This is a genomic window from Planktothrix paucivesiculata PCC 9631, assembly GCF_900009265.2.
GTDB classification, from domain to species: Bacteria; Cyanobacteriota; Cyanobacteriia; order Cyanobacteriales; family Microcoleaceae; genus Planktothrix; species Planktothrix paucivesiculata.
Window position 1 is genome coordinate 94,506 of the sequence record NZ_LR735009.1, and the last position, 13,778, is coordinate 108,283.

The window sequence follows — 13,778 nt, forward strand, 5'->3', positions numbered from 1 at the left end:
CGCATCTCTTATAAAGCCTCAAACATCAACAACAATTTTTCTATAAATGCGAATAATTAGGGCTTGCTGAAAAAGTAACAGAAAAGGAAAAGAAATAGCCTGTATATTCTTTAAAAGCCTCTATTTGTGCTTTTAAGTCAGATGATTCGTTAAAATTATCCCAACTAATAAGGTTTTTGCGCTATTTTACACCTATCCCTTGCACCTGATTCATTTTTTCTTGTCTTCTCCTCCCGTCTGTTCTGGCTTTTCGCCTTTTTTCAGCAAGCCCTACTTAGAAGAACGAACCAATAAAAAACTCGCAATTCCAATTCCTAAAAATGTCGGCAACCAAGCGGCAAAAAAGGGAGTCAGAATTTCTTTTTGACCTAATGCTCCAGTAATAAAAGATAGTAAATAATAACCAAAAATCACAATTACACTAATCCCAAAACTGGTAGCTTTACTGGTGCTTTGGGGTCTACTGCCCAATGCCACACCCAATAAAGCAAAGACGACACAGGAGAAAGGTAGAGCATATTTTTGTTGAATTCTAACTTTAGTTTTAATGATTTTTTGTTGATCTCCACTCAATTTCATTAATTGTAAATAATCTTGAGCTTGAGCAATATTCATCTCATCAAAACCCCGTTTCCGTGAAGCTAAATCTAAAGGAGTTCGAGACAGTTGAATTTGTTTATGATCGAAACGCACAATATTCCGATAAGAACCATCGGGATTTACAATATAAACCGTACCATTAAAGAAATCCCAGGTATTGGCAGAAAAATTCCAATTAGCAGATTTTGACGAGATAATTTGAGTTAACTCCGGTTGGGAAAGATCTAAGATTGTTACTTCCAACATTTGACCATTATCAAATCTTTGGGCATAAAATAGCCGGACTAAGCGACTAAACTTTTTATCCGTTCCCTCTATTTTAATCTTTTCATATTCGGGATAAAAAATATTATCCTCTTGAATAGGAAGGTCGCCTTCATTTAATGCTTGTTCATAGGTTACAGAGGCTTTATAATTAGCCGCCGGAACAATTACTTCATTAAACCCAAAGGTTAAAGCTGTGATCATTAAACTAAAAATTAATGTGGGAACTAATAGCCGATATAAACTTATTCCACAACTTTTCAGGGCAATTAATTCACTATCACTTGATAAGCGTCCATAAACCATTAAGGTACTTAAAATGATCGCCATGGGAAAAGCTAAAACAATAAATTCCGGCATTTTTAAGAGAAATACCTGAACAGCTATCCCTACTGATAAACCAGACTCTGCCACCTGTCGAACTAACTCAAAAACCGTACCCACAGTTAAAGCCACGGAACTAAATAATCCTACCCCAAAAATAAACGGTGGAATCAATTCTTGAATTAAATAGCGATCTAAAATTGAAATATAGGGAGGGAAAAATTTACCAGAAATCAAAGACTTAGAAAGAGTAATTTTCATACTTGAAAATTGTCACCTAAATAATACTGTCGCACCAGGGGATTATTGTAGAGTTCTTCAGCAGTTCCCGAGGCAAAAATTTGCCCATCGCGCATAATATAAGCTCGGTCTGTAATAGCTAAAGTTTCCCTAACATTATGATCAGTAATCAAAATTCCCATATTGCGGGTGCGTAATGCGGCTACAATTTCTTGAATTTCCGAAACCGCAATGGGGTCAACACCAGCAAAGGGTTCATCTAATAGTAAAAACTGGGGTAATTCTAATCCCGCCGCCAAAGCCCGGGCTAATTCCGTCCGCCGTCGTTCTCCCCCAGAAACCTGATAACCTAAAGTCGAGGCTACTTTTTCTAAGCGAAATTCTCTTAGTAAAGTATGGAGACGTTTTTGCCACAAGTGACGAGGAACATGGGTTTGTTGCAACACCAACAAAATATTATCCCTGACACTCAGATGTCGAAAAATACTCGCCTGTTGGGTCAGATAACCAATGCCTAAACGGGCGCGTTGATGAATAGGTAAATGGGTAATATCAATTTCATTTAGATAAACATTTCCTTGAGTTGGTTTTTCTAATCCCGTTGCAATATAGAAAGTTGTGGTTTTACCTGCACCATTGGGCCCCAATAATCCCACAATTTCTCCTTGGGAAACGGATAGATTGACTCGACTAACAACAATGCGTTTACGGTAGGATTTGTGAATATTCTCCAGCACTATTTTCATAACCAGATTTGTTAGAAATAATTTAAGGATTACGCGGTGCTGAAGGCGCGCTTAATGGGGTTTTAAAAGCAGGTTTAGGATTAAAAGGTTCAACGGTGGCGTTTTTCGGGCCGGCACTTTCATCGGGGACTAAATACATCGATTCCACCTGTCCACCCCCCTGTGGTAGAGCAATAAACCGCCCCTCATCAATTAAATAGGTAACGGTTTCCCCGCGAATGGTATTTCCTTCTTGCAAAACAAATACATTTCCACTGAGAATGATTCGACGTTCTCGACTAAAATATTGGGCTTGGGCTGCGGTAGCCTGAATACTGCGGGCGGGATAATTAATTTGAACGTTACCCCGAGCGGTGACAATTCCCGTTTGAGCATCAGCTTCCTGAATATCCGAGCGCACGGTCATCGCCCGCCCGACGGCGTTTTTGGCTGGGGGAGCTTGGGCATAACTCGGCCCAGCACCGACGACACTCTCTGTGATCAAACTACTGACTAGGGCCATGGGTAACAGGAGTGTGAATCCCAAGGAAAGGGAGATGGAAGTTAACAGTTTGGCAATCAGCATTATGACGTTGGAAACTCTAAAATAGCTACTGGTTGGTGCAATTGAGTAGTGGACGCTGAAATTGAACCCTCATAGGTCTGTGTGCCCATTGTACTCTATCCGCTTCATGAAACTGACTCCAACCTACTTAAATAAACTCCACATCACACACACCAGAAATGCCGAATTCACGCGGATTGCAGCAAATAATTGCTGTAGGGGCGGGTTCACCTGAATATTTAACACCCATCAACAAATTATAAAAACCCGCCCAAACCCCAGCCGAATACCCATTCGTAATTCGTAATTCGTAATTCGTAATTAGCTATTACCCATTATTTAACCTTGACGTTTTTCATCTTCTCGACGTCGGCGATCGCGCCATTCCGCTACGGTTAAATATAGAACACCCCCGGTAAAAATGATCAACATGGAAAAAGCCACCAATACCAAAATTTCAATCAGAGTTAACTCTTGTAAAACTTCCATAGGTCAATTAAAAATCCAGTTTTTATCTATTTTAATTCAAACGGTAGGGCGCGTGAAATTAATTTATTAATTGTCACTCACCCTACAACAATTTGGCAAAAGTATCAATCCATCAACTAGGTTTCTAAGGTTTAAACCGCAGGTAACTCATCTAAAATGGTAAACCGAACATGATTAATGGCTAAGGTTCCCAAAGACACTTTTTCGCGGTCAACATCAACCCCTTCACTGGTCAATCGTTGAAAACGAATACCCTTGCCAATTTCAATATGATACCAAGCTAATCCCATAAAAAACCGTAGGGGATAGGGCCCACCTTCTTGAATATCATCGGGGTTAGATTCCATCGGAACCCAACCAAAACCCGGGATATAAAATTCCAGCCAAACATGATTATATTCCGGTTGTAAAGGCACTCCTCGACGGTCAGCAAATTGTGGGCATTTATAACGTCCAATAGTTCGACAAGCGATACCATTTAATCGGGATAAAGCTAATAAAACCCCCACATATTCCCCACAGGAACCTATGCCTCGCTCCAGAACTACATCGGGATTTTCAATCTTAGAAGTCAGACTATAGGATAACTGATCATAGACATAATTACGAATACTTAAAAGTTTTCGTAGAAAATTGGTTTCGTTGCGAATAGCATTTTTAGCAGCGGCTTTAACCGTAGCAGTATCCATGGCTAAATGATCATCATCCACCAAATATTTTTCAGGCATATCTGAGGGAATCTTAGGTAAACTTTCCACCTGACGGGGATGAATTTGATATTTAATACTCCGAACTTCTAATAATGCTTTCCAACCAAAAATCAAACGTTCCGTCGAAGTCAAAGGATTAAATTGAAATACCGCCACTTTTTCCCCATCTTCAACTTCTTCTCGAAAAGGAATTCCAATGGCAGAAACCTCTAAAACCTTCTGACGATTTGTATTAGAAGGTAAGGCAATGCGCCATTCTAAATTTTCAATATGAACCGCATCTAAGGGTTCTAACTCCTCTACATAGGACATTTCAATCAAATAGCCATTAGAGGTGGCATATTTTTCTTGAGAATTAAAATGAAAAGAGAGGGGATGAATAAAGGTGCGATCGCGTTTTGCCAATTCAAATTGATCATAGGAACTGGGATTATCTCGGATATAAAGTTCAGTGCCCGCATAGGCGACATAGAGAACTTCTTCTGCCGTTTCTGGATCGGTATGAAATGTTAAACCACTGGGAGATTCAAAAGGAGTTAAGACACTAAATCGAGTTTCTCCTGTGGCTCTTTCCAAACAATAAACCGTCTGTTCTTCGCGATCGCAAACCCATAATTCTTCATTTCTAATTGTTAGATTTTCTACCCCAATTCCTGGAGCACAGAAGCGGGTAATTTCCCGTTTAGTATTTTGACTATAAACCAGAATAGAAGCAATGCGATCGCAGGCTAAATAAAGAGTAGATTCATAAACCGCAATTCCGGTAACTACATCGGGTAATTGCATAAACAATTGAGGTTCAAGATTAATAATAGAATTACCTTGAACAACCCCCGGACAAAAATAGACCTCATTGCCGCGAGTAAACCAGAGGTTATCACCCCCAATTGCTAAACCGGTCACATCTCTAAAGGCCAAAGTTAAATCAGGATTAACCACCGTGGCATTATCGGTTTTGGGGTCAATTTGAAGTAAAAATCCTCGGGAGGTATCAATCGCCAAGAGGGTATTTCCTAAACCGGTTAGACCATATAAAGCAGAAACCCCAATGGGTCGAATTGTCCGAGGTTTAAAACTGCTATTTTTCCCAAAGGTCAATGAGTTAAGATTCATAGAAACTGTGATTATAGATGAAATCCGGATATTTATTGCTCGAATGATGTCAAACCTGCGACTTAGGATAGGAGACAAAGCCCAAACTTTCCTAAAATCCAATTCAGACTCAAACATTTAAGATTAAGCACAGATTTTGACAACTTTTGCAGGAACATTAGATACAATAGTAATGTCAATAAATGCTACTCTGCCCATCGGCAAGCGTGACTAATTATGGCTATGCCAATGTTTTTCCTCCACCGTGCAACCCTTGGACTAACGTTATTGTTACAAATTGGGGTTGTTTTTAGTTCAAGTGTAGCCCCAGGCCGTTCAGCGTCTTTGCCTCAAAATTGGGGAAATGAACAGAATCCGGTTGATTTCGGGACAGAGCAACGGGTTCAGCAACCTGAACAACCCAGCCCAAGTAGTGATTCACCGTTCACAAACTGGAATGCCTTTACCCCACCCGAACGGGGAGTCCCCGGACGTCGGGAAGGCGGCGGAACTCGTGGGCCTTGTCCCAGTCTGACCGCATTAATTCCCGAGTCTACAATGGGGCGCACGGCATCCGGTAAACCCGCATTTTTTCTTTATATTCCCGGGATAATCGATCAACAGACAGTGGAATTTGAGATCGCAGATGAAGCGGATAAAACCCTTTACAAAACCTCCTTTTCCCTCAGCACTGATCGTCCTGGTATTGTGGGAATTCAATGGTCTGAGAATTCTAAATTTTTGGCCTTACAAGACAATAAAAATTATCGTTGGTATATAACCCTTAAATGTAAGGTCAATGATCCTTCTAATGATCCTTCTAATGATCCTTCTAATGCTCCTTCTAATGATCGTCTGGTCAGTGGATGGATCAATTCCGTTGCTTTGAGTCCGTCTCAAAAACTCCAATTAGGACAAACTCAAGATCCCTTAGAACGTTTAAAAATATATGCTCAACAAGGACTTTGGCATGAAACAATATCAACTTTAGCAACCTTAAAATTGAACGATTCGGAAAATCTATCCGTTAATAATCAGTGGGACAATCTATTAAAATCAATTGGCTTTGATCCATCTCAAAAACAAACTAAAGTTGAAAAGGAAAAAGCTCAAGCTATTCTCGATGCTCCTATCCTAAAAATTCAAACCAATCAGTAATCTCCGTAATCGGAAATATACAGTCATTGTAACCGGACAAAATTTATAATTTTACGGGTGTAACTAATAACAGTTGACGGTTGACCAATAACTGATTACTGTTGACTAATAACTGATAAAAAAATAGGCATTCTATGGGTAGGAGTGAAAATTTTACAAAATTTCGTCACTGCGGGGCAATAGTAGCTAGTACCATACTGCTGGTAGTGTCCCCTCCTCGTCAAAGTCTTTCTGAAGAATCTCCGACGCCACTCTCTTTGGCTGCGGAATCTCTAACCCTCGAGCATCAGATTTCCTCCTCAACCCTTACGCCTTCTGAACCTCGTGATGTTCTTTCCCAGCGATCGCTACATACCTTGAGGTTTGGGGATTTTTCCCGACCAGATGCCTCCGGGGAATTTTGTGATCTGATCACTTGTCCTACCTTCGCCCAAGCCTCACCGATTAATATTCCGCCCCAGGTACCCCAACCCGATCCGAATCGCGATCGCTTTTTACCTCGACCTCCGATTCCCCCCAAACCCGAACCCCCGTCCCCGGATCAATTAACTCCCACCCCGACCCCCGCCCCGACCCCGCCCCCGGATGAAACCCCGATTTCGGTTCAACGGATTAACGTGACGGGTAGCACTATTCTCACCTTAGAGGAAATTCAAACCTTAGTTAATCCCCTAGAGAATTGCCCCCTTACTCTTACTCAACTGAGGCAAGTCGCCGATCAAATTACAGCCATTTACTTAGAACGGGGTTATATTACCTCTCGGGCAATTGTTCCCGAACAAACCATCAATAATGGCATTGTACAGATTCAGGTGATTGAAGGAACCTTAGAAAATATTGAAGTCGAAGGAATCAAACGCCTCCATCCCTCCTATATCACCAGTCGAATTAATTTAGGTGCTGCTAAACCCCTGAGTACCGCCGCCTTAGAAGACCAATTGCGACTACTCAGGATTAACCCCCTGTTTGAAACCATAGAAGCCAGTCTCAGGGCTGGAACCCAAGAAGGTCAGAGTATTCTGATTGTGCGGGTTGTGGAAGCCCCTCCCTTTGGGGTGAGTTTGAATGTGGATAACTATTCGCCGCCGAGTATTGGGTCTGAACGCATGGGCCTGAGTGTGCGCCATCTCAACCTCACTGGTCGCGGAGACTTCCTGGGACTATCTTATAATACCACTCGCCTAATTGCCGATGGGGAATCGGATATTATCGATGCTTTGTATAGTATTCCGATTAACCCCATGAACGGAACGATACAACTGCGAGTTCAACCTTACCAAAATCGGATTACCCAAGAGCCCTTCAACGCCCTGAATATTGAGGGGAAATCCCAACGGTATGAAATTAGCTATCGTCAACCAATTATCCGTAACCCAATCTCTGAATTTGCCCTATCCTTTGGCTTTGCCTTCCAAGATAGTCAAACCTTTTTAGATAATAACGGAGAACCCTTTGCCTCCGGGCCTGATAATCGGGGGGTAACTCGTACCAGTGTACTGAAATTTGGACAGGACTATGTGGTTCGGGACGCAGAAGGGGCTTGGGCCTTGCGATCGCAATTTAACCTCGGTTTAGATATCCTCGGCGCCACCGATGTCAGCACCCCCAATGCAGCGTTTTTAAGTTGGTTAGGTCAAGTCCAACGGGTACAACGTTTAGGGGAAAATAATCTCCTAATTGCCCAAGGGGATATTCAATTATCGGCCGATCCGTTATTTCCCTCGCAACAATTCGTTATAGGTGGTGCCCTATCCCTCAGAGGATATCGTCAAAATGTGCGGGCTGGGGATAATGGCTTTCGGATTTCCCTGGAAGATCGGATTACCCTCGATCGCAATCAGGACTCCGAACCCGTATTTCAACTGGCGCCATTTCTCGATTTTGGTGGGGTTTGGAACCACGACCGCAACCCTAACCGAATTATTGGTAAAACCTTTTTAGCAGGTGCAGGACTGGGAGTAATTTGGCAACCCGTTAACGGGTTAAATCTTCGCCTAGACTATGGAATTCCCTTAATTAGTATTAGCGATCGGGGTAATAATATTCAAGATGATGGGATTTATTTTAGCGTGACTTATACTCCTTAATCAATAAACGGATGATGATGAAGCTACTTTTTCAATTGATTAAATTCTGCGACCGTATTTCCCTTGTCTTGATATTCTTGGGTAAATCATTTCAAATAAAAATAATTAACCTCAATCTCCTCGTTTCTAGGTTCTACCTAGAAATGATATTAATGGAGGCTCCGCCTCCTTTTGTTTGAGGCAGAGCCTCAAAGTTGGCATTCCAATGCAGAGCATTGGAACGAGGGACTAAGGGACGAGGGACGAGGGAACAAAATATTAGTAACTTAACATTATCACCCAATTATGAGGATCTGAGAAAAAATTATTACTTATCAACACTTAGATTGGTATAATATTCTCAAATAATAATCAAAGTGGATCTAAATTTTGATTGTCTTTTACATTGAGATAAATTAATGCAATCTCCCATAGTCTTATCTATACTTATATGACTGATGTAAACTGGAATAGAATTTTAGACAGTATACCCGATCTAGCTTCAGAAGCTATTGTTAGCGATTACTTTGTTAAGCCCTTGTTAAAGGCTCTAGGGTTTAGTATTGAGGAACAATACCCCGAATTTCCTACGGGTTCCGGGACAGTAGATTTTGCCTCTCGGAAAAACCAAGGCAGTGATACTTTTAATCAATCAAAAACCAATCCTTATCTACTGGTAGAAGTTAAAGGTCGAGCTATTGGTACGGGAGCGAGAATAAATCTTCTGGAGAAAACACCAACCTATCAAAAGACTCACAACCAAATTAAACAATATTTGCTATCCCCTAACTGTAAAACTGCTGAATGGGGAATTATTACAAATTCAATCCATATTCAACTTTTTCGGCGACATGGGAAGGTTGTTCATCCTGCCACACCTTGTTGGCTAATTAAAAATGATAATATCCTAGATATTGTTACTCGTATTAAAGATTTGATCGAGAATCCTTTACCTGCTTTAGTCGTTAGTCTCTACAATGATAAAGGAGGTGTGGGCAAAACAACAACTACAATCAATCTAGCTTCTATCTTACGGAGACAGAAAAAGAATGTTTTAGTCATTGACTTTGATCCTCAACAGCGAGACTTAACAGATTTACTGGGTTTACAACCTACAAAAACCAAGTTATCTGATTGTTTAATTGATCGGTTTTTAAACATTAAAGATGCCATTCAGCCTTTTAAAATTAAAACTAAATCTGGAGAGGTTCGAGTTTTTGACGTTATCCCTTCAGATTCGGGTTTAGATAAATTTATGCTTGATGACCAACACGTCAAAGTTCAAAAAGGGCCTGCAAGGTTAAAAGATTTATTAGATACTTTAAAAGGTAATTACGATTATATTTTAATCGATGCACCGACAAACTGGACGTTTTTTAGCCAAAGTTGTGTTTATGCCTCTGATGTTGTTTTAATCCCAACTAAACACACGAATTTTGCCTCATTAAAAAATGCCAGGAAAGTCATCCTAGAATTTATTCCTGAAATTCAAGAAGTAAGAGATAAAAAAGGAGAGTATGGCCCGATTCCTCTGCCTATTTTTTTTAATGAACATAAACCAACAGAGACTTCATTGAAACGTGCAAACAGTGAAATTAAGTCGATCATTTCTTTGAATCGTGATTTATTACCGTACTTTTATCCGAAATATACAAAAGGTGCCCCAGATCAAACAATATTCAGTATTCCAGAATATGCTATTGTTGCAAGTGCCGTTTTTGAACGCATACCTGCCGTATTTAAGCATAAAACTGTAAACAATTATTATCTTTCTTTAGCACAGGAGTATTTTCTTTATGAGTGATTTTGATAATATTGGTAAATTAATGCACTTGCCTTTAATTGATATTGAACCCGGACAAGAAATTACGGAACAAGAATTTTTAGTGTTAGGTGCAGCCGAAGCTATTTTACAAGCAGAGGGACGAAATTGGGTTCCGGTGATTGTGCAGGAAATTGCAGATTATCAGTATCAAGCGGTGAGTAACCATTTTGTCTATGCAGCGGCTCAAAAAGCACAATTAGAGCGGGTTTGGTGTATTATTATTGATCCCAAACCTTCTAATATTGAACAAGCTAAAATTTTAACAAGAGAAACTAATCCGCTTGTTAATTTATGTACAGCTTCCAGAGATACAATTCTAGCAGCACTCGGCTATTTACAATCTGAATCTACCAGTCCTTTAAAAAAAGTAGATTTAATTAAAGTAACAGACCGTATTCTTGAATCTGATCGAGAAACTTGGGCTGATTTTAATAAACTTACAAAGTTAAAATGCGGAATTACAAAAGAAAACCAATTAGACTGTTTAAAACAAGTCTTTTACTGTAAACCAGAACCTCTGCCACCGCCACTGCCAGCACCTGAACGTGTATCTATTAAAAAAGCCAACCGAGATCAAATTTTTGATCGAGTTAATTATTTATCTATTAATAAAATAGATAAATTTGATAAAATAGATCCGGATCAATTAGCTGATACTCTGTTTACAACCCCTAAAGGTAAATGGAAAAGTTTAAATCCTATTTCAAACCTTGACTGTGGAGTTAGTAAAAATCAGATTAAAACTCTAAAAACCGTATTCTCTTTATAAATTATGCTGAAATATGGAGGTACGCCCCAAAAACCCGGTTTCTTCAAGAAACTAGGTTTTTAATCCTCTGCGGAAAAATTTGCAAAAATTAACATTTAACGGGGTTAGTTTTGATCAAGGAATTTTTAGGGTAAATAATCAGTAAAATTGCTTAGTCCTTTGGGCCAAAAATTCCTGAATTACGATGGGATACCAGAGTCAATGATCACTCTTTAACTGATGACTGATTAGGGTAAAGGGTTTTATGGAGGTAACTTTTGGACATTTCAACCCAACCTAGTCTTTATTTTTTTGCTTATTGTAACTATTTTTATAAAAAAAATAACATAAAAAATTAAAAAATTATTACTTTGAGTCTTAAAATTGATTCTGATTTGATATAATTAAAATTAATCATTAATACGCGATAAATCTTGAATTTATAGCCCTATCCATTCAAATCACCCCTTTCCTTTCTGGGGTAGTTAGACAATAATGGCTGTATCAAACCAAGAAAACCACTGCCACCAATCAACAATTTTTAATCAAAACCGATAAGGAGAAACAATCGTGAAATTAGCAGTCTACGGTAAAGGCGGAATCGGTAAATCAACTACAAGCTGTAACATTTCTGCCGCTTTAGCCAAACGGGGTAAAAAAGTCCTGCAAATTGGCTGCGATCCCAAACACGACAGCACCTTTACCCTCACGGGGTTTTTAATTCCCACGATTATTGATACCTTGCAGGAAAAAGACTTTCATTACGAAGATATTTGGCCAGAAGATGTGATCTACAAAGGCTATGCCGGGGTTGATTGCGTCGAAGCTGGGGGCCCTCCGGCGGGTGCAGGATGTGGCGGTTACGTCGTGGGAGAAACCGTTAAACTTCTGAAAGAACTCAACGCCTTTGACGAATACGATATCATCCTGTTTGATGTCTTAGGGGACGTGGTTTGTGGTGGTTTTGCTGCCCCCCTCAACTATGCCGACTATTGCGTGATTGTCACCGATAATGGTTTTGATGCCCTGTTTGCTGCCAACCGGATTGCCGCCTCAGTCCGAGAAAAAGCCCGGACTCACCCCCTACGGTTAGCCGGTTTAATTGGCAACCGCACATCCAAACGGGATTTGATTGAAAAATACATTGAAACTGTTCCCATGCCCGTTTTAGAAGTGTTGCCCTTAATCGAAGATATTCGTGTCTCTCGGGTCAAAGGAAAAACCCTATTTGAGATGGCCGAAACCGATCCCTCCCTCAACTATGTCTGTGACTACTACCTAAATATTGCCGACCAACTATTATCCCAACCCGAAGGAGTCGTCCCCCAAGACACCCCGGATCGGGAATTGTTCTCATTGTTATCAGATTTTTATCTAAATCCGAGTCAACCCCTTGTTCAAAGTCACGATCCTGAGCTAGACCTGATGATGGTTTAATATGTCTAGCTATCTCAGGATGAGGATATAGAGGTTATGGCTTTCTTCAAAGACTTTTCCGTCGCACTTAAAGATAAGTGGTTGCAATATTACCAGGCCAATCGGGATTGGCTGGTGCTGCAAATGGATTTGAATTCAATCCCGACCCCAGATGGCGGTCGAAGACCTGCCTCATCCCTCATTTTGGGAACGATCAACGCGCTTGACCCCGAGGCAGCCCAATTGATGTTGCCATTTTCGAGGCTCAATCCCGATCCCGAAAAACTGATTGAGGTGTTAGGGCTACATTTTGACCCGGATTTGGCGTTGGCGGGTAGGTCTACATCGGAACAGCCTGCAACCGTTGTGGTTCCAGCCTATCAAGCCCCAGCCGTTGCCCCGGGTTATGCTCCCTCGCCGGAAATACCCCTATCCGTGGCCAAGGCTGTCCCTGGATATCATCCTCCAGCACCTCCAGAAACATTGAGTTTGGAGGAGGACATCACCCCAGCACAAAAACTCAATGTTGCGGGTGCTGTGGCGGCTGTAGGCGGGGCTGCGGCAGTTGTAGGCGGGGCTGTGGTGATGAAGGAAACCCTGGATGAAGATGAATTCGAGATCGAACTCGAAGAAGATATCGCCATCGATGATGACTTGGGCATGGGGGATCTGGATGAGGATCTGGATTTAGATATCGACACAGAGACCGCTACCGCCGCCGAGGAAGACTTTGATTTGGGGTTGGAGGATGAATCAGAACCCCTGGGGACTGATGACCTAGACATGGACTTGGAATCCGATGAACTCGAATCTGATGATTTGGATATGAGTTTGGAATCCGATGAACTCGAATCCGATGATTTGGATATGAGTTTGGAATCCGATGAACTTGAATCCGATGATTTGGATATGAGCTTGGAATCCGATGAACTTGAATCCAATGATTTGGATATGAGCTTGGAGTCCGATGAACTCGAATCCGATGATTTGGATATGAGTTTGGAGTCCGATGAACTTGAATCCGATGATTTGGATATGAGTTTGGAGTCCGATGATTTGGATTTTGGGCTAGAGTCGGAAACAACATCGGCGGAATTGGACATGGAGACCGAATCCGATGTCTGGGACGATGAGGTTCAGACCGAACTGGGGGAAGATGATGGTTCAGCCGATCTCGATCTGAGCTTAGACTCCTCCGATGATATCGGTTTAGGCGGGATGGATGATTTTGGGTTAGAAGGGGACGACCTCGGTTCAGACGGGATCGGAGGCTTGGAATTAGGAGATACGGATTCCGGTCTGGATGATGATCTCGGTGATTTCGGGTTAGAAGATAGTTCCTCCGATGGCTTAGGTCTGGATGCTGGAGGCGATTTAGATGATTTGGGATTAGGAGATGATGATTTAGGGGAATTTAATCTCGACGATATGGGGGATTTAACCACCGGGGATATGGATGATATCGATATCGAAGGGTTAACCGGTTCTTCCGATGATGATGAAATTTCCCTGTCGGATTTTAAATAATTTCCCGACTTAGTTTCCTAATCCTTAAT

The 13,778-nt window shown here is 41.2% G+C and carries 11 protein-coding genes; 6 read left to right on the forward strand and 5 right to left on the reverse strand.

What is annotated here, in order from left to right; all coding sequences use genetic code 11:
- Positions 1-270 precede the first annotated feature (270 nt).
- The 5 genes from PL9631_RS08705 to PL9631_RS08720 all read right to left on the reverse strand — a co-directional run bounded on the left by PL9631_RS08705 (position 271) and on the right by PL9631_RS08720 (position 5,030).
- Positions 271-1,449: an LptF/LptG family permease gene (locus PL9631_RS08705; protein ID WP_083619059.1), complete on the reverse strand. Its 1,179-nt coding sequence runs from the start codon at positions 1,447-1,449 to the stop codon at positions 271-273.
- Positions 1,446-2,174, reverse strand: a complete 729-nt coding sequence (gene lptB / locus PL9631_RS08710) for an LPS export ABC transporter ATP-binding protein (RefSeq protein WP_083619061.1) — start codon at positions 2,172-2,174, stop codon at positions 1,446-1,448. Before lptB ends, PL9631_RS08705 begins: the two co-directional genes overlap by 4 nt.
- A 22-nt stretch (positions 2,175-2,196) precedes the next feature.
- Positions 2,197-2,739: an LptA/OstA family protein gene (locus PL9631_RS08715; protein ID WP_083619063.1), complete on the reverse strand. Its 543-nt coding sequence runs from the start codon at positions 2,737-2,739 to the stop codon at positions 2,197-2,199.
- A gap of 318 nt (positions 2,740-3,057) precedes the next feature.
- The gene (locus tag PL9631_RS26055) at positions 3,058-3,207 is read right to left on the reverse strand and encodes a hypothetical protein (protein WP_197046301.1); all 150 of its coding nucleotides are present in this window, start codon (positions 3,205-3,207) and stop codon (positions 3,058-3,060) included.
- Between the two features lie 131 nt (positions 3,208-3,338).
- Positions 3,339-5,030: a transglutaminase-like domain-containing protein gene (locus PL9631_RS08720; RefSeq protein WP_083619065.1), complete on the reverse strand. Its 1,692-nt coding sequence runs from the start codon at positions 5,028-5,030 to the stop codon at positions 3,339-3,341.
- 216 nt (positions 5,031-5,246) lie between these two features.
- Here PL9631_RS08720 and PL9631_RS08725 point away from each other — a divergent pair, with 216 nt between their 5' ends.
- The 6 genes from PL9631_RS08725 to PL9631_RS08750 all read left to right on the forward strand — a co-directional run bounded on the left by PL9631_RS08725 (position 5,247) and on the right by PL9631_RS08750 (position 13,749).
- Positions 5,247-6,167: a DUF928 domain-containing protein gene (locus PL9631_RS08725; protein WP_083619068.1), complete on the forward strand. Its 921-nt coding sequence runs from the start codon at positions 5,247-5,249 to the stop codon at positions 6,165-6,167.
- Between the two features lie 134 nt (positions 6,168-6,301).
- A complete protein-coding gene (locus PL9631_RS08730; protein ID WP_083619070.1) occupies positions 6,302-8,254 on the forward strand; it encodes a ShlB/FhaC/HecB family hemolysin secretion/activation protein in 1,953 nt (650 codons plus the stop codon).
- 430 nt (positions 8,255-8,684) lie between these two features.
- Complete coding sequence (locus PL9631_RS08735) at positions 8,685-10,037, forward strand: AAA family ATPase (RefSeq protein WP_083619072.1); 1,353 nt, start codon at positions 8,685-8,687, stop codon at positions 10,035-10,037.
- A complete protein-coding gene (locus PL9631_RS08740) occupies positions 10,030-10,827 on the forward strand; it encodes a ParB N-terminal domain-containing protein (protein ID WP_083619075.1) in 798 nt (265 codons plus the stop codon). The genes PL9631_RS08735 and PL9631_RS08740 overlap by 8 nt, the downstream gene beginning before the upstream one ends.
- A gap of 549 nt (positions 10,828-11,376) precedes the next feature.
- Positions 11,377-12,243, forward strand: a complete 867-nt coding sequence (gene bchL / locus PL9631_RS08745; protein ID WP_083619077.1) for a ferredoxin:protochlorophyllide reductase (ATP-dependent) iron-sulfur ATP-binding protein — start codon at positions 11,377-11,379, stop codon at positions 12,241-12,243.
- A 36-nt stretch (positions 12,244-12,279) separates the two neighbouring features.
- Entirely contained in the window at positions 12,280-13,749 is a 1,470-nt protein-coding gene (locus PL9631_RS08750; protein ID WP_083619079.1) for a DUF5331 domain-containing protein, read from the forward strand.
- Positions 13,750-13,778: the final 29 nt, after the last annotated feature.